Consider the following 22636-nt stretch of genomic DNA (forward strand, 5'->3'; position numbering starts at 1 on the left):
GGTCACCCCAGTCTAAAGACGATTCCATGACCGCCCTTCGGGTACTCCCATTTAATGTTTTGGTGGGGGCACCCGATCCGGCAGCTTCCGCATTCGTGACATCCCTCGTAACCGACATGCATGCGGATATCTTCCCACTTGTATACTTCCGCCGGACAAAAAATCGTACAGATTTTATCCGGGCATTGCGTCAAACACGTATTTGCGTTGAGAACGGTAAGATGGGATTTCGTATCTGCGTTGAAGCGAAGGAGGTACTGTTTCTCTTCGATGCTCGCGGCTTTCCCCTGCTCGCTCATCACTTCATCACCTTCCATGCCCGGTACATGTCGCGGGCCAATTTCAGTTTCTGCTTGGCCGTGCCGATGTCTCGCCATATTTTTCGCTGCTTCTCCCGCTTGGAGGTTCCGTCTACGGTGAACATCTGGCTGGCCGCTCTGTTCATCATCGGGATGTATTCCTCGAAATATTGCGGGAATTTGTCGAAATGATGGGTGGCATCCTTGTATTTATGCAAATCTTGACCGACGAAGCTCTCCATCAGCCGCTGCCGGTAATAATCCAGCATGTCTTCGGAGAAATTGCCCGCCTGTTTGGCCATGACGATCGTCTCCGCCGCCAGCCGCCCGGACGTCATAGCCATGTTCGAGCCTTCCCTATGAATCGCATTGACCAGCTGCGCCGCATCCCCGACGACCAGAACGCCGTTGCCGGCGACTTTCGGCATCGAATGGTAGCCGCCCTCGGGAATAAGATGGGCCAGGTATTCCTGCGGCTCGCCGCCTTGCAAATACGGCCGGATCATCGGATGACGCTTGACGTATTCGAGAAGTTCGTACGGTTTTATTTTATGCTTGATCAGCCCGGACAGTAACGTGCCGACGCCTATGCTGAGCGTATCTTTATTGGTATATAGAAAGCCTGTGCCTAGGATGCCTTTGGTCGCGTCGCCGAACAGCTCGATCGTGCAGCCCTGGCCTTCCTCCAGGTTAAAACGGTCCTCGATCACCTTGCGGTCCAGCTTGACGATCTCCATCGTCGCCAGCGCCACTTCGTCGGGCTTGAATTCCTTGTGAAAGCCGAGCGATTTCGCCAGCAGGGAGTTCACGCCGTCGGCCAGCACGACGACATCGGCGTACAGATCGCCGTCCGGACGGTCCGTACGCACCCCGACGACCCGGCCCTCTTCGACGATGCATTCCAGCGCCACCGTTTCATTGATCAGCAGCGCGCCCTGATCGACCGCCTTCTGCGCGAACCACTGATCGAATTTGGCCCGCAGCACAGTGAAGTTATTGTACGGCTCGCGCGCCCACTCCAGTCCCTTATAGCCGAAGGTCAGCGCCGACTCCTTATCCAGCATCATAAACCGCTGCTCGACAATAGGCCGCTCCAGCGGAGCTTCCTTGTAGAACTCGGGGATGACGTCCTCCATCATCTTGCGGTACAGCACGCCTCCCATCACGTTTTTGGAGCCTGGGTACTCTCCCCTCTCCAGCAGCAGCACGTCGACGCCGGCTTTCGCCAGCTCGTAAGCGCAAGCGATGCCCGCGGGCCCCGCGCCGACGACGATGCAATCAAACTTTTCCGACATAGCCGTCTTCCTTTCCGCCCAATGCCTTGGTAAACTGCTCGATCAGCAGCGGGATAATCTCGAACGCGTCGCCGACGATCCCATAGTGGCAGGATTGAAAGATCGCCGCCTCCGGGTCCTTGTTGATCGCAATGATCAAGCCCGAATTTTGCATCCCGACAATATGCTGAATCGCGCCGGAAATACCGATGGCAAAATAAATTTTGGGCGTCACCGTGACCCCGGTCTGCCCTACCTGATGGTGATGCTCGATCCAGCCCGCTTCGACGACATCGCGGCTCGCCCCGACGGCGGCTCCGAGCACCCCGGCCAGCCGGTGAATCAGCTGAAAGCCTTCCGGCCCGCCCATTCCCTTGCCGCCGGACACGACAATATCGGCTTCGTCAATGCGCACTTGCTGCGTCGTCCGGCGGACTATTTCGAGCACCTTGGTTCGCACATCCTCTTCCTGCAGCGGAATGCTCTCTTCGATGAGCTTCCCTGTGCGCCCTTCCTCCCGCGGCAACGCTTTCATAACTTTGGGGCGAACGGTAGCCATCTGCGGTCTGTACTTCTTGCACAAAATCGTCGCCATAATATTGCCGCCAAAGGCAGGACGGCTCGCCAGCAGCAGCCCCGTATCCTCCTCGACATCCAGCAACGTCGTATCCGCAGTCAGTCCCGTCGGCAGATCGGTCGCTACCGCGCTGGCCAAATCTTTGCCTGTGGAGGTCGCCCCGTACAAAATAATTTCCGGTTTATATTTCTGCGTACAAGCGAGCAGCGCTTTCATAAACGTTTCCGTGCGATAATGGGTAAAGATCGGATCGTCGTAGACGTATACGGTATCTGCGCCGTATTCGAATGCCGCCGCCGCGAGTCCGGTCACCCGATGGCCGATGAGCACGCCGGCCAGCTCCGTCTTCCGCTTGTCGGCAAGCGTCCTGCCCGCTCCCAGCAGCTCCAGAGATACGGGAGCGACCGCCCCGTCCTTCACTTCAATGAACACCCATACGCCGCGATAATCGTCAAAGCTCATCCGCAGCACCGCCTCCCGTTTGGAACAGCTCCCGCTTCGTAAGCAGGATGCCGATGAGCCGGTCGATTTGCTCTTGGGGCGTTCCCTGTAATAGTTCGCCGCCCTGCGGCTTCGGCGGAGCCCACACCGAGGAAACGATCGTAGGAGAGCCCTTAAGGCCCAACTGGGTCCGGTCTACGCCCTCCAAATCGTTAACCGACCAAATATGCGGCTGGTAACGGGCGGCTCGAATGACGTCGGGCATGGCCGAATAAGGCACCTCGTTGATCTCCTTCTCCACCGACAAGAGGCACGGCAGCTTGGACCGGACGACCTCATAGCCGTCCTCCAGCTTGCGGTGTACGATGGCGTATCCCTCCTCCCGGTTGACTTCCGCAACCTTGTTCACCGAGGTGAGCGGCGGGATGTCCAGCCGGCGGGCTATGCCCGGGCCGACTTGGCCCGTATCCCCGTCGATCGTCATTTTACCGCAGATGATCAGATCGATCGGCGCGCTTTGCGCGATCTTCTCCAGTGCCTTGGTCAGCGAATAGCTCGTAGCCAGCGTGTCGGCCCCGGCAAAAGCGCGGTCGGTGATCAAATACCCCTCGTCCGCTCCGATCTCGATGCATTTCTTAATCGCCTTGACGGCAGGCGGCGGCCCCATCGTCAGCACGGACACCGTCCCCCCGTATCTGCGCTTAAGCCGCACCGCTTCCTCTACCGCGTGGGCGTCGTACGGGTTCAAAATCGCCGGCGCGCTCGCCCGGTCCATCGTATTCGTCTTCGGGTTCATCTTGATGATCTTCGTATCCGGCACCTGCTTAATACAGGCGACAATATGAAGCATAGACGCAGCCCCTCTCCATGATCGGCATCAATCGCAAAGCTTGCCTTGCTATGAACACCCAATACTTTAATATATAAGCCGCGGCGGGATAAAATGCATAACAGAACCGGGCCGCAGCGTCCGGCCGCGCTTTTATTTCCGCACGGCCGGGAACATGCAGTAAACCCGCCCTGACCGGGCACGTCGACGCCAAAAAGACACACGGCCATCGGTCGTGTGTCTCAATGTTCCTTTACAATCTGCTCCTGCCTATCGCTTAAGCAGCCTTTACAGAGTCAACCCGCCGTCGACAAGCACAATGGAGCCTGTCATATAGCTGGACTCCTCGGAAGCGAGGAACGCCACCATGCCGGCGATCTCGTCCGGCTGCGCGAAGCGTCCCATTCTCATAACCGATACTTCCTCCGGCACATAGCCGGTTTGCTGCATGGTCACGGGAACGCTGTCCGTCAGAGCCGTTTTTACGCCTCCCGGACAAATGGCGTTGACGCGAATGCCTTTTTTCACATATTCCAGCGCCGCCGATTTGGTCAATCCGATTACCGCATGCTTGCTTGCCGAGTACACGCCCGCGCTATGCTCGCTGCGAATTCCCGCCGTGGAGGCCGTATTAATGATCGTGCCGCCGCCTTGGCTCTCCATCACTTTCAACACATATTTCAAGCCGAGGAACACCCCTTTGACGTTGACCGACATGATGCGGTCGAATTCCGCTTCCTCGGTATCCGCAAGCATCGAGAACGGTTGAATAATTCCCGCGTTATTGAAAAAGACATCGATCCGTCCGTATGTCTTCACGGCTTCGTTCACATAATATTGGACATCCTCGCTCTTGGCGACGTTAGCCTGCACGAAGATTCCTTCGCCTCCTTGCTCCTGCACGAGCTTCAAGGTTTCTTCTCCGGCTTCTTTATTGTAATCGACCAATACCACCTTGGCTCCGTTCTTGGCGAGCTTCAAGCTGCTTGCTCTGCCTATGCCGCTTCCTGCTCCGGTAATGACTGCAATCGGGTTCGTATTTTCCACGTTCATCCAGCTCCTTTAGCAGTATGGGTGTTCTATCCTCGGAGGATAAGATAAAATAATGAGGTATGATACTCAAACAATCATCGTGATAGTATTAATATCATTACAATACTCATTATATCACCGCTTATTTTTCTTTTCAATCCCGCCTCCCCGCATTCAAGCGAGAGAATGCCTTCCAACATTGACAACGATTGGTCCTTTTGATAGCATGGCATCGATTATGACATGACTTGGTTGAGGAGTTGAAGCGCAAATGGACCCCAAAAGCAGATGGGAACAGGAACGGCTTGAAGGCAAGCAGCAGCGACTCAGCAGCATTATCGCGTCCGCGGAACGCGTGTTTCTGCGCAAAGGCTTGGAGAAAGCCACCATGCAGGATGTAGCCAAGGAAGATAACGTAGGCATCGCCACCTTGTTTCGCTATTTTCCCAAAAAAGATAAATTAATCGTCGCGGTCGCTACGAAGCTTATGGAATCTCAAGCCCCTGTCTTCGAGGAAATCGCCCAGAGACAAGAAAGCTGCCTAAGCAAGCTTGAGCGCGTGTTCGATTATTTCGTCTCCTTCAGCAGAGAAAGCCGCGAAGAGCGGACGAAGCTGTTGGAAGCCTTCCAAAGCTATGCCGCCCAATCGCCGGAGCCTCTGGAGGATATCGACAAATATAACGCCGTATATCACCGGATTTCGGCGATCTACCGTCGTATTATCGAAGAAGGCATCCGCGACGGCTCGATCCGTTCGGATATTCCGATCCAAGAGACGCTGTCGACTATGGCCAACGCGTTCGGCATATTTGCGCAGAAGCTGTCCTTGCAAAAAAACATCGTCATGCTGGAATCCGATATGGATGCCGAAACCCAGCTGCTGCTTATGAAAAGCATATTTTTGGAGTATTTGCGGGGGCCGCGCGGCTCCGGAGCTGCTTCGGATGCATAGAACGCCAATATCGGCTGTTGCCGGTAGCGTTGCAGGCTCTGCCTTTTGGGGCAGGGCTTTTTCTTTAGTGCAAAAAAGCGCCGCAGCGCGGCGCCTTCCCTTACAGCTAATAGGTTCTCTTCTCCATCTGATCCAGGCTTTTGAACTCATAGCCCTGTTCCCGCGCAGCGGTAATGATGCGTCCGAGCGCTTCGGCGTTATCGCTGGAGACGGAATGGAGCAAAATGACGGCGCCCGGATGCAGCTGGCCCATCACGTTATCGTAAGCGTACTTCCAGCCTTTTTGCGCTTTCGGCTCCCAATCCCGGTAGGCGACCGACCAAAAGACGCTCGTATACCCGAGCTCCTTGCTGGCCGCCAGAATACGGTCGTTGAAGATGCCGCGGGGCGGCCGCAAGTAATGCATCTCCTTCTGGCTGGTCAAGCTGCTGACGGCGGTCTGTACCTTCGCCAGTTCCTCCTGCAGGCGGGCGTTGGAAATTTGACTCATATCCGGATGACTCCACGAGTGGTTGCCGATCAAATGGCCTTCAGCGACCATCCGCTTCACCAGCTCCGGCTGCTCCTTCACGAAATGCCCGGTGACGAAAAAAATCGCCGGAACCTTATGCTCCTTCAAAACGTCCAAAATTTTCGGAGTATATCCGTTCTCATAGCCGTTGTCGAAGGTGAGATAAAGCTCCTTGCGGGAGACGTCCCCGAGAAAAATGGCTTCGTTTTTCTGAATAATGTCCTTGAAGCCTTCTTCATTGATAGAGGCCAGCTGCTGGTTCTTGCTTTTTTTGAACCCGAAATGATACGGGTTGCCCGTCGCCGCTTCGCCGGCTTGCACAGAGAACGGAATCGTCAAGGCAAGCAGCAGCAGTGAAACGGCAAGTACAGCGACTCGTTTCAAAAGCGATTCACCCCTTGGCGTTAAAATAAGCTCAGCGATAATATGCCCTATTCGGAAACGGTTATGTACTCGGGGGAAGCGGAATACCGCCGCTGCAGCTCCTTGGCCGATATGGCGAGCACTTTGGGCGTCAGCAGCTCCTTCTTCACCTCCAGCCGCTGTTTCCCCTGGGGATGAATGACCAGCAGCAGAAGCCGCAAGTACAGCTTGCTGACGATATAGAACAACCCTTTGGGCAGATCGGTGACGGTGAATCCGAACTGCTTGGGACCGCGGTTAATCATGGTAATGCCGTAGATCCCCTTAATGTCGCGCGTCACGGCGTCGCTCATAAGCCGCTCCGCCATCTTGGGGAGAAGCTCCTGCACCGCCCGGATGAGCTGAACGGCCAGCTGCATCATCGACCGGGTCCCCCCTGCGATATGGAAGATCATTTCATTGTTGAAATGCAGCTCGATCACGCGGTCGCCCTTGCGGATTTCCTCGCCGTCCGGCAGCAAAATGCTGCGTCCGTGATAAGTGCACACCCGGTAATACAGCAGCTGATTGTCGGGATCGACCGGCTCCAGCGCAAACAGCGCATGATAAACCGCTTCCCACTTCAGCCACAGCGCAACGGGGAGTCTGCGATACCAGGCGAGACCGGACGGCTTCCCCTTCTCCCGGTTCAGCTCGTCTACCCTAAGGAACGTATACTGCCGCTCGCGCATGCCGCCGATGAACTCCTCCAGCGCCTGCAGCATGTACTGCGGAGCGTCCTCGTCCGCCCCCAGCGTCTGTCCGCTGTCGTGAAGCACGATCACCGCTCCGTCCCTAAACCGCGACTCCAGCCTGCGCTGAATTCTCGCTTTGCCTCCGCGGCTGCGCCAATCCCCCGGAATCAGCGACCAGAGCACCATGCGGAATTCCCGGAGCAGCCCGAAGTCAAACAGGTTGATGATCCCCCAAGGAGGCCGGTAATACACAGGCCGTTCCCCGGTAATTTCTTCGATCACCCTGGCCGCCGCCGCAACCTGCCGCCGCACTTTCCCGGGCGACATCAGGGCGTTGGCCCAGTGGGAGTAGTTATGGATGCCGATCAGATGCCCTTCGCCGCGCATTCGCCGGATCAGCTCGGGATGCTCCTGCGCCTTGGCTCCGAGCACGAAGAACGTCGCCTTGACGCCGTACTGCCGCAGCAGATCAAGCAGCTTCGGCGTATATTCGGGGTCCGGGCCGTCGTCGAACGTCAAATACGCCGTCCGCCGCATCTCTCCCCTCCGGTACACTCCCCATCCGAGCAGCCGCACCAGCAAAGTGGGGATTACCGTATAAATGCAGAGCGCAATCAGGATGAACCAGAATACAGGCCCCATGGCCATTCCTCCTTCCTAATGTTCAACTGCGGCCTGTGAAGCGGAGCTTTCCGGCGGGGACAGAAAGTAATACACGGCGATGGCTCCCAGCAGGACGGCGCTTGCCAATACGGTCATGCTTTCGCTGAATGTATCCGCTATCCATCCTCCCAGCACAGGACCGATAATGACGCCTATGCCTTCGACGCTGGAGAACAACCCCCATCCCATTCCCTCATGATTTTTGGGGACGTAATGAGCGATCAGAGCGTTCCAGGCCGGCAGCACGGCGGCATAGGAAATCCCGAGCACCGCGGCAAGCAGCATGGCGACCCAGAGATGAAAGGCAAGCGTCAAAGAAAACAGGGTCAAAGCGAAGGCCGCGAAGCCTAAGACCAGAAACCATTTTTTACCGAATCGATCGGACAGCCGCCCCATAGGAATGAGCGCCCCGACGGTTAACAGACCGCCGGCAATAAGCAGGTAGGAATATTGGGAATAATTGAAGCCTAAATAATTGGTGGTGAAGCCGGGCAGCACGGGAACGAGCATGCCTGCCGCCATCGTTTGCAGGGTCATGCCGGGAACCAGCTTCTTCATCGAGCGAAGCCGTTCCCAGAGCATGGCGATTTGTTGTTGAAGGGGAATAGGTTCAGGAGCGGATAACTTCGTATTGGTGATGAGTAACGATAAGGCCAGACCGATTCCCCATAAGACCAGCATGATCCAGAAAGACAAGGAATAGCTCTTATCCATAATAAAATTAAGCACGATGGGCCCTGAGCCCAGACCGGCGAGCCAGCACGTATACAGCATTCCCATATGCTCCGCCCTATGCTCGGGCCTCACCTTGCTCAGGCAGACAAGCCAGATCGGCGACAACCCCATGCCGAACAATGCCGAGGCGGCGATAAGCAGCCAGAGCGAATGTACGCTGTACATCAGCCAAAGACCGCCCATCGATACGGCGAGCCCCAGCGGCACGATAAACCGCAGCGGAAACCGGTCGAGCAAGTAGCCTGCGAAGCATTTGATCAGCGTATCCGTTATGTAATGAATGGAAACCGCCCAACCTACCGCCGTAACAGAAAAGCCCAACGCTTTCACCGCATACGTCGGCAGGAACGATACGAGAAAAGCTCCGCGGACAAATTCTACAAGGAATAAAATAATACCGTATAACATCATATGTGCAGCAAAGGCTTGTTTATGAGAAACTTCGGACAATTCGCCCCACCTTCTTCCTGCATAATACATTAACCTGCATTATACCCTGACTCCGACAGGATTATTTATGCGCGCCGACCGTCCGGTTCACGGTGCGAAGCACATCCTCCGCAATAAACTCCGCGGCGCATTTCGGCTGCAGCTTGGTCATCCGCGCTTTAATGTCGGCCGCCAGCTTCTCGTCGGAGAAGAACGAACGGATTTGGCTCACAAGCTCCTCGGTATGGTTAGAAATCGCAGCCACTCCTTTGTTGGCAAGAAACAGCGCGTTTTCTTTCTCTTGTCCGGCGAACGGCTTGTAAATAAACAGCGGTATTCTCAGCGCCAGCGACTCGGATAAAGTCAGCCCGCCCGCCTTTGATACGATGCAGGAGGAGATCGACATCAATTGATGAATGTTTTCCAAAAAACCGAAAATATGCACGTCCGGCTGATCCGCGTATTGCGCCAGCAGCTTCTGCTCCAGCTTCCGGTTGCGGCCGCAGACGACGGCCACCTGGCAGTCATCGATCGCCAGCAGCTCGCGAATCATCTCGTCGACATTGCCGAGAACGCCGTAAGATCCGGCCAGAATCAGCACGCTTTTGCGCCAAGGGTCCACTTGCATGGCAAACTCGTTAGGCTGGCTGTAATCGTAATGGATAAAATCGCTGCGAATCGGAATGCCGCTTACTTCAACCTGCCGCGGGGCACAGCCTATGGAGACGAGCTGCTCCTTCAGCTCTTCCGCCGCTACGTAATACTTGTCGATATCCGGGTGAATCCAGCGCGAATGCAGAGCGAAGTCCGTCAATACCGTAAAGCATGGGATGCCAAGGCCGCGGCACAGCTCCGGCGTCGCTCCGAATGGAAACGTATTGATGATGGCGTCCGGCCGCTCCTCGGCGATAATTTCCTTCAGCTTCTTCTTGCCGATAATTTTAAAATAACGGTTCCAGGCGAGATCCGGCTTCGTCTCCCGCGTCATATAATAGCTCCAGCCGTAATAATCCAGTCCGAATTTGGATGTCTGGGTGCTGGTCAAGTATAAAGTCGTTGTAATTGTATTTAAAAAAGGATGCGCTTCTCTCATGAGATCGACGACCCGAACACATTCCACTCCCTGGTTCAGAAAGGATTGTTTCAGCGCCCGCGCAGCCTGTAAATGTCCGTCTCCATAACTCGCCGTCAGGATCAAGATCTTAGGTTTATGGTTCATGGCAGCCCCCCCTTTCTACAAAACCAAACATACTGATTATGATAGTTATTTCCCTGTTGAAAATAAACCACTCCGTCATCGATTCATCAATAATTCACTCCACATACATATCTACGTAACTCCGCATGAAAGCATGCCCCATTCCGGCATCCCGGCATAAAGAAGTTTGTTTTTACTTTGCCAAATAAAAAAAGTTTGCCGCACAAAACGTCCCGGCCGAGCCGACTGCGTTTTGCAGCAAACTTATTGTATCACGCTTTGGTCAGCCATTCACGCGAATCGCTGATTAGACGAACAGAATGAAGCCCATCCCTTCAATTTGCGGTAAACGGCAGCCGCTAACTTCCCGACTGCATCAGCAGACGGACCGTCTGGTCGACCAAGCCTTCGTGAGCCGCGGCATTATACAGCAGCGGGTCGTCATGGCGCACGAACAGACAGCGCTTCTTGCCGCGGCTCTGCTTCAAGCCCTTCCAACGGTCGGCGAGCTGCTCGCAGAACGATTGCGGCTTGGCCGCACCGACCAGAAACAGCACGTTATCGCAATCGAGCTTCGCAACATCGCTTAGCGAAGTGACGTCCAGCGCTCCGATATGCTGCGCCGGCCCCGAGGGAGGCATGACTTGCAGATCGTCGTAGAACAGATCCTTCATCTTCTTCATCTTCATGCCGAAGACGCGGAACCGCTCCTCTCCGGAGGCATGCACGAGCAGCATCGGCTCGTCGCCCAAATGCTGGCGAATATGAATCCGCGCATTCTCCACCTTCATATCGAAATACGAGAGCCATCTCTCGGCTACGCTGGACAAGCCGAACAGCTTGCCGATGTCGAGCAGCCGCTCTTTCCAGGGATACTGCTTCCAGGCGATCACGACGACGGGAGCGATGGCCGACAACGTTTCGTGCACATCGTCGGGCAGAGGCGGCGCAATGATGAGCTCGGGCTCGAATCGTTCGATCCGCCGGAGCGCCTTCTCCTTGACCGGCTCGTCGTCCATCCAGCCTCTGTCCAGAGACAGCTGGGGCGTAATGCCGAGCACGCTCAGATCGCCGCACAATACGGGGGACAGACAGGCAATCTTTTTCTTCGTCCGGGCGGCGTATTCCGTAGGGGTGATCCCCATATGCTTCTTGAAAAGCCGGCTGAAATAATATTCGTCCGGATACCCGACGGAATGCGCCACATCAATGACCGGGGAGAGCGTATTGGCGAGCATGGAAAGCGAAGCGTCGAGCCGGATCTTCGTAATGAATTTATTCGGGCTCAGCCCGGTCTGCCTGCGGAAAGCTTGGTAAAACCGGCTCGGGCTCGCTCCCGACAGCCGGGCGATGTCCTCCATGTCCATCGCTTCATGATAGCGCTGCTCCATGTACTGCCGGGTCCGTTCCACGTAGGCGACCAGGTCCTGTTCCATTTCGCGCGGATTTTGCACGACCATCATCAACGCGGCCACCATGGCGTACAAATGCGATTGCAGCTGATAGTACAGCGCGGGCTCCGGACTGCCGCAATCGCTTAAGAAATCTTGAATCCAGCTGCGAATTTGCGGCGTACGGAAGCAATACAGCTGGTAATCGTCGATCAGCTCGGCCTTCGCCGCGCACAGCGGTCCCGGCGTCTTATCCGCCCATTGGATCTGAGCGCAATGGAAGCGAATGAAAAGTAGCTGAACGGGCGCTTCCGATATATTTTCAAGCGCGCACCGGCTGTCCGGCGGGACGAGAAATAGCTCCCCGCACAGCGCTTTACCGGAGCGTCTGCGGTCTTGACCGGTCAAGGTTACTTTTAATTTTTCCTGCAATACGAAGCCGAAGGCATGCTCATCCCGAGTAGACAGCTCTTGGCTCAGCCCGGGCTGAAGCTTGAATTCCTCGGTTTGAGCATATTCCAGCTGCAGATGACGTATGGAATCGGACCTGTATAGCATCGGTTTTCACATCCTCCCATAAAAATGGCATTCATTTCAATATTAAATGAAAATGATTCTCAATGTCAAATAAATTTATATTGAAATCGGGGGTCGATTTGCTTTATAATCTTGATAATGATTCTCATTATTATCGGATGACGGCACAGTGTTCAACACATGATCAATCAGGCTTGCCAAAAGGAGTGGACTCATGGTGCAGGAGCGCTTATACACGAATCAATTGGATATTTCTTACGGGGAACGTTCCATTGTCAACAACTTAAATATCAGCATCCCTTCGGGAAAAATTACCGCCTTGGTCGGCTCTAACGGGTCCGGCAAATCGACGATTCTCAAGACGATGGCCAGAATTATGAAGCCTTCCAGCGGCGGCGTATTCCTGGACGGGAAGTCGATTCATCAGCAATCGACCAAAGAAGTGGCGAAGCAGCTCGCCATCCTGCCGCAAAATCCGGTCGCCCCGGAAGGGCTGACCGTGTCGGAGCTTGTCACCTACGGACGTTTCCCGCATCAGAAGGGCTTCGGATCGCTGTCCAAGGAAGATAAGGACATCGTCCGCTGGGCTATCGAAATGACCGGCATGAACGAATTTTACGACCGCCCCGTCGATCAGCTGTCGGGCGGCCAGCGCCAGCGCGCCTGGATCGCCATGGCCTTGGCGCAGGGAACGGACATCTTGTTCCTCGACGAGCCGACCACGTTCCTCGATATGGCGCATCAGCTGGAGGTGCTGAAGCTGCTGCAGAAGCTGAACGGCGAGCAGCGGCGCACCGTCGTTATGGTCGTTCACGACCTGAACCATGCCACGCGCTATGCGCATCATATGGTCGCCATCAAGAGCGGTCAAGTGATCAGCAGCGGTACCCCGGAAGAGGTCATGACGCTGGATGTGCTGCGCGAAGTATTCGGCATCGAAGCCGACATTATCCGCGACCCGCGCACCGGCGTTCCGCTCTGCCTGCCGTATGAGCTGGCTCACGATCGCTTGGGATCGGCTTCCGCTCCGGCGCAGAAGGAGCTTGTCGCCGCCGCCCGCTAAGCAGCCGGCGCCGCGCTGTGCCGCGTCCGCCGAACGGCCGGAATCGAACGGCCCCGAATCGTCCTCTCCGGCAGGAGCGGCGTTCGGGGCCTTTTTGCGCTAGCGCCCCCTTTCCACTTATTCCCTCGCAACATAATGAAACGCCGCTCCGTCTATACTCATGTCGGCATGTTGTTGCAGAAAGAGCATCTTTCCCCTAATAGATACAGACATTTAGAGAGATTATCCAAGAGATATGAAACAAGGTTTAGAATTTACGCCGACCCGGCGGGCGCACAGGAACCGCCGGCCGCGCCTCCAAGGCAGAGAGAGAGAAAGTGCAGCAAGACCCTTTAGAGATTGCGATGCGGAGGAACAGTCCGCCGCCATCTCTTTTTTGTTATCGTAAGAAATTTGTAAGACTTTTTACCGGGCTTTTGTTAAAATTACCCTTTACTATAGAGATACAGCCGCGGATGCCAGCCCGGCAACTTATACATAGCAAGGTGGAGAAGCTGATGATAACGATGCAAGCCTATAATGTGTGCTGGTAGTGGACGACGAAGCGGAGATTCAGGATGCCATTGAAATCTATTTGCGGCATGAACATATGAACGTATACAAGGCGGGGAGCGGCCTGGAAGCGCTGGAGCTGATCGGCCGGGAGGACATTCACCTGATTATTCTGGACAACATGATGCCCGAGCTGGACGGCATTCTCGACCGTAAGTCGCAGCGGTTGAAAGTACTGATCGACGACTTGTTCGAGGCCTCCAAGATGGCCAGCGGCGCGGTCGAGCTGACGCTGGAGGACGTCAATGTGTCCGCTCTGCTCGGTCAAGCATTAGCCGAGTATAGCGATAAAATCGAAGCTGCTCCCCTGACCTTTCGGGTACACATTGCGCATCCGCATATCCGTACTCGGCTGGACGGCAAAAAAACGTGGCGCGTGCTCGAAAATTTGCTCAGCAACGCTTTAAAATATTCCTTGCCCGGCTCACGTGTCTATGTTGCTCTGACCGAAGACGATGCCCATGTCGTTTTGACGATCAACAATATCTCTGCTTACGAGATCGATTTTGAGGTCGAGGAGCTGTTTGAACGATTTAAGCGAGGCGACGCATCGCGGCATACGGAAGGCTCGGGACTCGGCCTGGCGATCGCCAGAAGCATCGTCGAGCTGCAAGAAGGGCGGCTGCAGATCGAAATCGACGGCGATTGCTTCAAGGCAACCGTCACATGGCCTAAAAACGCGAGCACCGCGGGGGCCGCCTCTGGTTCCGATCATTGCGCAGGTACGACCGCCGCCGCGCTTCTTTGAACACCAGCCCTTTTCCTCGCCAACGGAGGAAGGGGCTTTTTCGCACAGCATCGCTCCACCATTCCAATATTTGGGTGGTTACGCTATAATAAAGGGAATGACACCATCTTTTCCGAAAGGCGGTTATTTCCCGATGGCTATCATTCCTTTGAAGGACAGTCCGCGCAAAGATCAGCTTCAGGCTCTGCACGCCGAGCTGTGGGACAAGCTGCAAGAGCAGGACGAAGAGCTGGCCGTCCGTATGCTGGAGGACGGTCTTAAGTCGCTGGAGCGCGAGCCGGCAGCGAAGCTGGAAGTCGTTAAAAACTTTTTGCGAACAAAAGGATTTTGGATTTCCGTGACGTTGGGCGTCCTGACGGTTCCTCTGCTCTTTGTCCTGTTCGTTTGGGCTGCGCTCTGGGTAGAGTAATAGCGCAAGCCGGGCGCACGGCCGATTCGGCCTCTCCTGCCGCTTAATCGCTGTCCGCATACCAATGCGGAGCTTGCCGCAGCATTCGCTGGGTAAATGCGATCCATTCTTTGGCGGCGTACGACAAATAGCTGTTCTTGCGCCAAATCATCGCCAAATGCCAAGGAATCGTCGGCTTCGTCAGCGGAATCATCCGCAGCCGCTCCTCGTCCAGCTCGCGGCAGATCGTCTCCGGCAGCAGGGCGATTCCCAGGTTGGCCGCCGCCATCTCGCTGATGAAATCCCACTGGGAGCTTTTGTAGACGATCAACGGCTCGAACCCCAGCCTCCCGCACTCCGCGATAATCCGGTCATGGAGAGCAAAATCCTCATGGAACATCAGGAACGGCTCATCCTTCAGCTCTATAAGCGCCGCTTCCTTATGGCCGGCCAGCCGGTGGGAAGGATGCACGACAAGCATCAAACGCTGTTTGACGAAGGAAAACGAATCGAACACCTCCTCATCGGTCGGCAGCAAAATTACCCCGATATCCAGCTCGCCCGCGCCGACTTCCGCCTCTACCTTCTTCGAGCCGTGCTCGTACAGCTGCAATGTTATTTCCGGATACTGTTCTCTGAACTCCCCGATCACCTTGGGGAAGAAGCTCGCCCCGACCATCGGCGGCAGGCCGATGCGGATGCGTCCCCGCTTTACCTTCATTAATTCGTCCAAATGGGAGGTCATCTCCTCGAAAGAGGTCACGATATGCTGCGCTTGCGTCAGCAGCACCGTTCCCGCATCCGTCAGCTCGATTCGTTTGCCGATCCGGTCAAACAGGACGACCCCGAGCTCTTCCTCCAGATTTTTGACCATTTTACTGATCGTAGGCTGAGTAATATACAGCGATTGCGCCGCCTTCGTGAAGCTTTTCCACCGGGCTACCTCCAAAAAATATTGCAGATGCCGCATATCCATACCGCGATCCCCCTCATGCGCCATTCATAGACAAATGGAATGAAAAACATTCTGTATATGTATTTTACCTATGAAAGAAGCTGCTGTACACTTTCAATTGAAAGGAGCTAGCAGCGATGAAATCCGCATGGAAAATTATGGCCCAGATTATATTCTTCATTTTCATTTCTTATATCATGAATCAACTCGTCGCATGGCTCCATCTGCCGATTCCTAGCAGCATTCTCGGCATGATCGTCGTGTTCCTGCTGCTTCAGACAAAGATGTTGCGCCGCGAATGGCTGGAGGCGGGGTCCAGCTGGCTGATTGCCGAGCTGCTGCTGTTTTTCATCTCCCCTGCCGTCGGCATCATATCGTATCGCAGCTTGCTTATGAGCGACGGTTTGCAGATCGTGCTCGTCGTCGCACTCGGCACCGTCGTCGTCATGGTCTGCAGCGGCCTAGTCGCCCAACTGATCGCAAGGAGAAAGGAGCGTGCCCGTCCATGATGATCGCAGCACTGAGTCTCGTCGGGACGATACTCCTATATATGCTGTCCAAACGGCTGTACCGGTATAAACCGGTGCTGCTGCTGTCTCCGCTGATCGTTACTCCCGTGGTGCTGGTCGTCGTTCTCGTCTCTACCGGCACGACGTTCGATTCCTATAATTCCGGAGCCCACTGGTTGTCGGATATGCTCCAGCCCGCGACCATCGCCTTTGCGATCCCGCTGTCGAAGCATTTCGACCTGATCAAGAAACATGCCGCCGAGATTTTGGTCAGCGTTTTGGCCGGATCAGCCGTGGCGGTCGCCTCCTCCCTATGGATGGCGGAGGCGCTGCATATGAACGATCAGCTCATTTACAGCCTGCTGCCCCACTCGGTTACGACGCCGATCGCGATGAGCGTCTCGCAGACGATCGGAGGCATACCGACGATCACGGCCGTGGCGGTTATGATGACGGGCATTTTCGGATCGATCATCGGGCCGACCGTGATCCGGATGTGCCGTATCCATAACGATATCGCCAGAGGTGTCCTGCTTGGCACGAGCTCTCACGGCGCGGGCACGTCCAAGGCGTTCGAGTTCAGCAGCGTCTCCGGCACGGTGTCCAGCATCTCGATGATTCTTGCGGCCGTCATTACTCTGCTGGTCGCTCCATGGATGTTGGCCGCCGTGTTCTAAGTCAAATAAGTTCCCTGAGCGATGTTAATTAAACCCTCCGTTGACCCGAATCGTCTGCCCCGTTATCCAGCGCGCCTTGCCGCTGACGAGCAATTCGATCGCATTGGCGATATCCTCCGGTTCGCCGAGCCTTCCGAACGCGTTCATCCGGCGGTAGGAATCGACCAGCTCCGGCGTCTTTCCGTTCAGAAACAATTCGGTCGCCACTTGGCCGGGGGCGATGCAGTTGATGACGATGTCCTTGGGCCCGAACTCCTTCGCCAGTTGGCGGGTCAGTTGCTCCACCGCTCCCTTCGTTGCGGCATAGACGCTGTACGCGGGAAGCATCGCGCCGGACACGGACGTCGAGAAGTTGATGATCGTGCCGCCGCGTGCCATATGCTTCATCGCTTGCTGGCAGGCAAAATAAGTTCCCTTCACATTGATCGCGAAGTGGCGGTCGAATAGGTCCTCCGTCACGTCCTCAATCGCCTTGCACTCCATAATACCGGCATTATTGACCACAATATCTACGCGTCCGAACCGTTCAAGCGTATCTGCGAACAGCGCTTCGACCTCGCTTACCTTGCTGACGTCGGCGCGGATGGCCGCGGCTGCGCCGCCCGCTTGCTCAATCGTCTTTACGACTTCCTCGGCTTTCGCCGAATTGGAGGAATAATTGACGACGACCTTCGCTCCGGCTTGCGCCAATTGAATGGCCGCTTGCCTTCCGATCCCTCGGGAAGCCCCGGTAATTATGGCAACTTTTCCGCTTAAACTCATATTCATGCTCTCCCTCTGCCTTGGATTTGCGGCCGGCCGTTACAGCCGCCGCGCTTTATCCCGATGATTTCATTATAGTAATGTTTGTACCGGGCCGTTAGACCATACCTGGCTGATTCTTGCCTGATTCTCTTCGGTCCCGATATAATCGATATAATAAAAGGACTGACATCCTCCCGGAAAGGAGCCCGCAGCGATGAGCATAACGAACGATTCGCCGCGTATGGAGCAAGCTCTGCGGCAGCTGGCGCTCTTCATACGCCGCCACGCCCCGTCGCACGGCACGTTTCGGACAAGCGTACCCTCGTTGACGCTGATGCATGCCGTACAGCCTTCGCATCCGATGGAATCCGTATACAAGCCGTCGATTTGCGTCGTGGCCCAAGGGGCGAAGACGGCCTCGCTGGCCGATGAAACGTACCGGTACGATCCGTCGACTTACCTGGTCACTTCCGTTGAACTGCCGATCGTCGGCAGCATTGTCGAAGCTTCGCCCGAAATCCCGTATTTGAGCTTGAAGCTCAGCTTTGACGCCGACGTCATCCTCGACATCGTGAAGGAAGCGAACCGCCCCGGGTCCGCTGCCGCCGAAAGCTTTCGGGGCATCACCGTAAACCGGACGTCTCCCGCATTGCTCGAAGCGATCGTGCGGCTCCTGCAGCTGCTGGACGAGCCTGAGGACATCCCTGCTCTCGCGCCGCTCGTGATCCGTGAAATTTTGTATCGCGTGCTCCAAAGCGAGCAGGGCGCGCTCCTCCATTCGTTCGCCATGATCGGCAGTCATGCGCACAGCATCGCGCAAGCGCTCCGGCTGATGAACCGGCAATACGACCGCCCGCTTGCGGTCGACCAGCTTGCCAAGTCCGTGAATATGAGCGCTTCGGCGTTTCACAAGCATTTCAAGCGCGTCACGGCGATGAGCCCGCTGCAATACCAGAAAACGGTGCGTCTGCAGGAAGCCCGCCGCCTCATGCTGACGGAGTCCGTGCAAGTCTCCGATGCGGCCTTTCGCGTCGGCTACGAAAGCCCGTCCCAGTTCAGCCGGGAATACGCCCGCATGTACGGCCGGCCGCCGCTGCAGGACATCCGGGAACGGCGCAGTTCGATCGCAGACCCCGATGCGGACATCTAAAAGCCTGGTGAAAAACGAGCGTAGGGGCCATTTGAATCTGGAAAAGCGTAAGCGTTCGCCTTTGAAAGCGGATTCTCTCCACAGAAAAACGAAAAAACAATCCGAAGAATCCGTTTTCAACAGCGATTGGAGGAGCAAATGGACGCCGCAGCGGACTTTTTCACCACCCTTCTAAAAGCGCGGTGAAAAAGTGGCCGAAGAGTCGATCGAAGGGGTTGACGTTTTTCTTAAATTGTATTATCTTTAATTTAAGATATTCGATTTTGAGATTTCACCAGCGGAAGGAGGAGCAAGCGATGACGGAGAAACGCTCCTATGAAGAGTCACTCGATCTGTATATCGCGCTATCGCGGGCCAGTCAATGGGTGAATGCCCACGCCGACCGCGACATTCGCCAAAGCGGCCTGAACCGAACCGAGTTCGGCGTGCTGGAGCTGCTGTACCATAAAGGCGCTCAGCCGATTCAGCAGATTGGCGAAAAGGTGCTTATGAGCAGCGGCAACATCACCTATGTCGTCGATAAGCTGGAGAAGAAGCAGTTCGTGTGCCGCAGAGCCTCCACCGAGGACCGGCGCTTGATCTACGCGGACATTACCGAGCAAGGCAGGCAGTTTATCGAGGACGTATTCCCCCGCCATGCGGAGGTTATCGATAAAGCGGTTGGCGGTCTGACCCCCGAAGAGAAACGGACGGCGGCTCAGCTGCTCAAAAAACTCGGCAAATTCGCCCAGGAGCATTTCAAATAGCTATACGGAGTTCAAGTGTAACGCGTATAGCCTCTTTTTCGTCATATATCTTAAATTTAAGATTCTTTATTTATAGATTTTTAAAAACTCAAACTTAAACGGAGGGATTTACAATGTCTATTGCATTAGGATTACTGATCGTTCGGCTGGTTGTAGGTTTGATTTTCGCGGGGCACGGCTCCCAGAAGCTGTTCGGCTGGTTCGGAGGCCACGGGCCCAAAGGAACCGGAGGCTGGATGGAATCGATCGGCATTAAACCCGGCGTTCCTATGGCGGTCGCCGCCGGATTAATGGAGCTGATCGGAGGCTTGCTGCTTGCCGCCGGGCTGTTCACGCCTGTCGCCGCCGCGCTGATTGTGCTGACAATGATCGGCGCCATTGCGACGGTGCACGGCAAAAACGGTTTTTGGGTAACATCGGGCGGTATTGAATATAACGTCATTCTTATCGCTATCGCCGTTGGCGTTGCCTTAACCGGCGCCGGAGCGTATTCGCTTGACGCACTAACCCGTTAATGGTTCATTTCCCTGAAGGAGGAAATCAGTTATGAGCGATTTTACAGCCTTATTGAAAGCCCGCAGATCGGCTAATAAGTTTATTCCCGGTGTGGAGATACTGGATAAAGAACTCGACGAAATATTCAATCTGGTCAAATTCGCTCCGTCCGCCTTTAATTTGCAGCATACGCATTATGTCGTCGTGAAGGACCCTTCCCTGAAGCAGAGCGTCTACGAAGCCGCCTACAAGCAATATAAGGTTCAGAGCGCCTCGGCTGTCATCGTCGTCCTCGGCGACCTTCACGCATATCGAGATGCCGGTAAAATCAACGAAGGACTGCTGAATCTGGGGGTCTACAGCAAGCAGGAATACGATCAGGAAGTCGAATCGGTCGTCAGCTTCTACGACAACCGCGGTGCGGCGTTCATGCACGAGGAAGCGATCCGCAACGCCAGCCTCTCGTCCATGCTCTTCATGCTGGCGGCCAAGGATGCCGGCTGGGATACTTGCCCGATGATCGGCTTCGATGCGGAGGCGCTGCGCAAGGCGCTCTCCGTTCCCGGCCGCTACGTTCCCGCGCTGCTGATCGCCATAGGCAGAGAGGATACGTCGCGCCAAAGACCGCGCGGCTACCGCAGGCCGGTCGGAGAATTCGTCACCTATAACCGATTTCAATAACAACGGAACTTGTATCCGATAACTTATACGAGGAGATGGTATTTATGCCGCAACCGACAGCAGGAATTCATCATATTACCGCTTTTGTCCGCAATGCTCAGGAGACCGTCGATTTTTATTCGGGAGTGCTCGGCCTTCGCTTGGTGAAGAAGACGATCAACTTCGACGCGCCGGAAGTGTATCATCTGTACTTCGGCGACCAAATCGGCAGCCCCGGCACGATTATCACCTTCTTCCCTTGGGCCGGTTCCCGCAAAGGCCGGATCGGCGGCGGCCAGGTCGGCATCACGACCTATGTCGTACCGGCAGGCTCGCTCGGCTTCTGGGAGGAGCGGCTTCGCAAGTTCGGCATATCCGTGATGAAGGCAGAGCGCTTCTCGGAATCGTATTTGCAATTCGCGGATAAGGACGGATTGCGCCTGGAGATCGTAGAGCGCGAGGAAGGCACGCACAGCGAGTGGTCGTTCGGCGGCATACCGGCAGACAAAGCGATCAAAGGCTTCGGCGGCGCGGTGCTCTACAGTACGGCCCCGGAGAGGACCGCCCAAACGCTGGAGAAAGTGATGGGCTTGCAAAAAATCGGCCAGGAAGGCTCCTACGCCCGCTTCCGGGCCAGAGGAACGATCGGCAACATTATCGATGTGAACGTCACTCCAATGCCTTACGGCGCAGGCGGGGCCGGCACCGTGCATCATATCGCCTGGCGGGCTCAGGACGACGCCGAGCATGCGCAGTGGAGACAGCTCGTCGAGAGCAGCGGCTTTCAGCCTACTCCGATCGTAGACCGGCAGTATTTCAATGCGATCTACTTCCGGGAAGAAGGCGGCATCCTGTTCGAAATCGCTACAGATCCTCCGGGCTTTGCACGGGACGAAGCGCCTGAGCATCTCGGCGAACAGCTCATGCTGCCGGCATGGTACGAAGAACAGCGCACGTTAATCGAACAGCATTTGGACCCGATCGAGGTCCGAGTATTGGAGGAAGATCAGCGATGAAATATATTTATCAGCAAGGCACGGACCCGGCAGCCCCGGTCCTCGTCCTATTCCACGGCACAGGCGGCACGGAGCGCGATCTGCTGCCGCTCGCCAAAGTCGTATCGCCCTCTTCGTCCGTGCTCAGCTTAAGGGGCAATGTGCTGGAGAACGGGATGCCCCGTTTCTTCCGGCGGCTGGCCGAAGGCGTATTCGACGAGGAGGACCTCGTCTTCCGCACGAAGGAAGCGGCGGATTTCCTCGATCAGGCGGCGGTAAGCCACGGATTCGACCGCGATAACTTGGTCGCCGTAGGCTATTCCAACGGCGCGAATATCGCCGGCAGCCTCTTGTTTCACTGCCCCGGCGTATTCAAGGGGGCCATCCTGCACCATCCGATGGTGCCGCGCCGCGGGATCGGGCTGCCGGATTTGAGCGGCGTCCGCTGCTTCATCGGCGCCGGGATGAACGACCCGATCTGCTCGCCCGAGGAGACCGAAGAGCTGAGCGCCCTGCTCAAGGGCGCAGGAGCCGAAGTTACCGTTCATTGGGAACGGTTCGGCCATCAGCTCACCGCTTCCGAAGCGGAAGCCGCCGAGGAATGGTACCGCGAAGCCTTTGCGGACCGTCGTTAAGGAAGGAGCAGCGCAGCCGTGATGATATGATCGATCCTGCCAGCCACCAATCGGAACGGGATAATTAGAAGCTGCTCATCGGCAGCATTATACCGCAGCCGATCGGCCGCGGCGTTTGCTTCCATCCGGAGGAAGCGCACGACGACGTCAGCGGCCATATCGGTGCCGCCGCGCCCCGTCCGGTCGACCGGCTCGCAGGCCAATTCTCCACGATCCTCGGCGAAACATTCGCTCTGGAGAGGCCTTAAAGCAGCATCGTCTCCTCCGCGGCCGCAGCCAGCACAGCCCCGCCGTTTTCGCATGACGGCGGGGCTGTGCTTTATCTTTATGCTGCAATTTGCGCCTTGCGAATGT

The 22636-nt window shown here is 55.9% G+C and carries 25 protein-coding genes; 12 read left to right on the top strand and 13 right to left on the bottom strand.

Going from position 1 to position 22636, the window contains the following annotated elements:
• Positions 1 to 2 precede the first annotated feature (2 nt).
• The 5 genes from N0M98_RS05495 to N0M98_RS05515 all read right to left on the bottom strand — a co-directional run bounded on the left by N0M98_RS05495 (position 3) and on the right by N0M98_RS05515 (position 4467).
• Positions 3 to 317: a ferredoxin family protein gene (locus N0M98_RS05495; RefSeq protein WP_249860482.1), complete on the bottom strand. Its 315-nt coding sequence runs from the start codon at positions 315 to 317 to the stop codon at positions 3 to 5.
• Positions 299 to 1594 (bottom strand): FAD-dependent oxidoreductase, encoded by a 1296-nt coding sequence (locus N0M98_RS05500; protein WP_259617172.1) that lies wholly within the window; start codon positions 1592 to 1594, stop codon positions 299 to 301. The genes N0M98_RS05495 and N0M98_RS05500 overlap by 19 nt, the downstream gene beginning before the upstream one ends.
• Entirely contained in the window at positions 1578 to 2612 is a 1035-nt protein-coding gene (locus N0M98_RS05505) for an electron transfer flavoprotein subunit alpha/FixB family protein (protein ID WP_259617173.1), read from the bottom strand. Before N0M98_RS05505 ends, N0M98_RS05500 begins: the two co-directional genes overlap by 17 nt.
• Complete coding sequence (locus tag N0M98_RS05510) at positions 2602 to 3441, bottom strand: electron transfer flavoprotein subunit beta/FixA family protein (protein WP_249860479.1); 840 nt, start codon at positions 3439 to 3441, stop codon at positions 2602 to 2604. Before N0M98_RS05510 ends, N0M98_RS05505 begins: the two co-directional genes overlap by 11 nt.
• A 267-nt stretch (positions 3442 to 3708) precedes the next feature.
• Positions 3709 to 4467 (bottom strand): SDR family NAD(P)-dependent oxidoreductase, encoded by a 759-nt coding sequence (locus tag N0M98_RS05515; protein ID WP_259617174.1) that lies wholly within the window; start codon positions 4465 to 4467, stop codon positions 3709 to 3711.
• A gap of 256 nt (positions 4468 to 4723) precedes the next feature.
• On the opposite strand from N0M98_RS05515, the gene N0M98_RS05520 reads away from it, so the two are divergent.
• Positions 4724 to 5404 carry a TetR/AcrR family transcriptional regulator gene (locus tag N0M98_RS05520; protein ID WP_259617175.1) on the top strand — a complete coding sequence of 227 codons (681 nt, stop codon included), beginning with the start codon at positions 4724 to 4726 and terminating at the stop codon, positions 5402 to 5404.
• Between the two features lie 106 nt (positions 5405 to 5510).
• Here the strand turns inward: N0M98_RS05520 and pdaA are convergent, their stop codons facing one another.
• From pdaA to N0M98_RS05545, 5 genes are all read right to left on the bottom strand, one after another.
• Positions 5511 to 6299, bottom strand: coding sequence for a delta-lactam-biosynthetic de-N-acetylase (gene pdaA, locus N0M98_RS05525; protein ID WP_249860476.1), 789 nt, complete (start codon positions 6297 to 6299; stop codon positions 5511 to 5513).
• A gap of 47 nt (positions 6300 to 6346) precedes the next feature.
• Positions 6347 to 7654 (bottom strand): polysaccharide deacetylase family protein, encoded by a 1308-nt coding sequence (locus N0M98_RS05530; protein ID WP_259617176.1) that lies wholly within the window; start codon positions 7652 to 7654, stop codon positions 6347 to 6349.
• Positions 7655 to 7669: 15 nt separating this feature from the next.
• The gene (locus N0M98_RS05535) at positions 7670 to 8860 is read right to left on the bottom strand and encodes an MFS transporter (RefSeq protein WP_259617177.1); all 1191 of its coding nucleotides are present in this window, start codon (positions 8858 to 8860) and stop codon (positions 7670 to 7672) included.
• 61 nt (positions 8861 to 8921) lie between these two features.
• Positions 8922 to 10058 (bottom strand): MGDG synthase family glycosyltransferase, encoded by a 1137-nt coding sequence (locus tag N0M98_RS05540; protein WP_259617178.1) that lies wholly within the window; start codon positions 10056 to 10058, stop codon positions 8922 to 8924.
• A gap of 338 nt (positions 10059 to 10396) precedes the next feature.
• A complete protein-coding gene (locus tag N0M98_RS05545) occupies positions 10397 to 11986 on the bottom strand; it encodes an AraC family transcriptional regulator (RefSeq protein ID WP_259617179.1) in 1590 nt (529 codons plus the stop codon).
• A gap of 193 nt (positions 11987 to 12179) precedes the next feature.
• On the opposite strand from N0M98_RS05545, the gene N0M98_RS05550 reads away from it, so the two are divergent.
• The 3 genes from N0M98_RS05550 (at position 12180) to N0M98_RS05560 (ending at position 14737) form a co-directional block, all read left to right on the top strand.
• Positions 12180 to 13028, top strand: a complete 849-nt coding sequence (locus N0M98_RS05550; RefSeq protein WP_259617180.1) for an ABC transporter ATP-binding protein — start codon at positions 12180 to 12182, stop codon at positions 13026 to 13028.
• A 532-nt stretch (positions 13029 to 13560) separates the two neighbouring features.
• A complete protein-coding gene (locus tag N0M98_RS05555) occupies positions 13561 to 14328 on the top strand; it encodes a hybrid sensor histidine kinase/response regulator (RefSeq protein ID WP_259617259.1) in 768 nt (255 codons plus the stop codon).
• A gap of 133 nt (positions 14329 to 14461) precedes the next feature.
• A complete protein-coding gene (locus N0M98_RS05560) occupies positions 14462 to 14737 on the top strand; it encodes a hypothetical protein (RefSeq protein ID WP_259617181.1) in 276 nt (91 codons plus the stop codon).
• 43 nt (positions 14738 to 14780) lie between these two features.
• On the opposite strand, the gene cidR is transcribed toward N0M98_RS05560, so the two are convergent.
• Positions 14781 to 15692 carry a cidABC operon transcriptional activator CidR gene (gene cidR, locus N0M98_RS05565; RefSeq protein WP_249860469.1) on the bottom strand — a complete coding sequence of 304 codons (912 nt, stop codon included), beginning with the start codon at positions 15690 to 15692 and terminating at the stop codon, positions 14781 to 14783.
• Between the two features lie 116 nt (positions 15693 to 15808).
• Here cidR and N0M98_RS05570 point away from each other — a divergent pair, with 116 nt between their 5' ends.
• Positions 15809 to 16180, top strand: a complete 372-nt coding sequence (locus tag N0M98_RS05570; RefSeq protein WP_259617182.1) for a CidA/LrgA family protein — start codon at positions 15809 to 15811, stop codon at positions 16178 to 16180.
• On the top strand, positions 16177 to 16857 hold the full coding sequence (locus N0M98_RS05575) for an LrgB family protein (RefSeq protein ID WP_259617183.1): 681 nt from the start codon (positions 16177 to 16179) through the stop codon (positions 16855 to 16857). The genes N0M98_RS05570 and N0M98_RS05575 overlap by 4 nt, the downstream gene beginning before the upstream one ends.
• Before the next feature lie 24 nt (positions 16858 to 16881).
• Here N0M98_RS05575 and N0M98_RS05580 read toward each other — a convergent pair whose 3' ends face one another.
• Entirely contained in the window at positions 16882 to 17619 is a 738-nt protein-coding gene (locus N0M98_RS05580; protein ID WP_259617184.1) for an SDR family oxidoreductase, read from the bottom strand.
• Positions 17620 to 17815: 196 nt separating this feature from the next.
• Between N0M98_RS05580 and N0M98_RS05585 the strand changes: the two genes are divergently transcribed.
• From N0M98_RS05585 to N0M98_RS05610, 6 genes are all read left to right on the top strand, one after another.
• Complete coding sequence (locus N0M98_RS05585) at positions 17816 to 18751, top strand: AraC family transcriptional regulator (protein WP_259617185.1); 936 nt, start codon at positions 17816 to 17818, stop codon at positions 18749 to 18751.
• Between the two features lie 296 nt (positions 18752 to 19047).
• On the top strand, positions 19048 to 19497 hold the full coding sequence (locus N0M98_RS05590) for a MarR family winged helix-turn-helix transcriptional regulator (protein WP_249860465.1): 450 nt from the start codon (positions 19048 to 19050) through the stop codon (positions 19495 to 19497).
• Positions 19498 to 19610: 113 nt separating this feature from the next.
• On the top strand, positions 19611 to 20012 hold the full coding sequence (locus N0M98_RS05595) for a DoxX family protein (protein ID WP_259617186.1): 402 nt from the start codon (positions 19611 to 19613) through the stop codon (positions 20010 to 20012).
• A gap of 31 nt (positions 20013 to 20043) precedes the next feature.
• Positions 20044 to 20673 (top strand): nitroreductase family protein, encoded by a 630-nt coding sequence (locus tag N0M98_RS05600; RefSeq protein WP_259617187.1) that lies wholly within the window; start codon positions 20044 to 20046, stop codon positions 20671 to 20673.
• 44 nt (positions 20674 to 20717) lie between these two features.
• Complete coding sequence (locus N0M98_RS05605) at positions 20718 to 21668, top strand: ring-cleaving dioxygenase (RefSeq protein WP_259617188.1); 951 nt, start codon at positions 20718 to 20720, stop codon at positions 21666 to 21668.
• Positions 21665 to 22282 carry an alpha/beta hydrolase gene (locus N0M98_RS05610; RefSeq protein WP_249860461.1) on the top strand — a complete coding sequence of 206 codons (618 nt, stop codon included), beginning with the start codon at positions 21665 to 21667 and terminating at the stop codon, positions 22280 to 22282. The genes N0M98_RS05605 and N0M98_RS05610 overlap by 4 nt, the downstream gene beginning before the upstream one ends.
• Here N0M98_RS05610 and N0M98_RS05615 read toward each other — a convergent pair.
• A complete protein-coding gene (locus tag N0M98_RS05615) occupies positions 22279 to 22485 on the bottom strand; it encodes a hypothetical protein (protein WP_259617189.1) in 207 nt (68 codons plus the stop codon). The genes N0M98_RS05610 and N0M98_RS05615 overlap by 4 nt on opposite strands.
• Between the last annotated feature and the right edge of the window lie 151 nt (positions 22486 to 22636).

This window comes from Paenibacillus doosanensis, assembly GCF_025060755.1.
In the GTDB taxonomy this organism is placed as follows: Bacteria; Bacillota; Bacilli; order Paenibacillales; family NBRC-103111; genus Paenibacillus_S; species Paenibacillus_S doosanensis.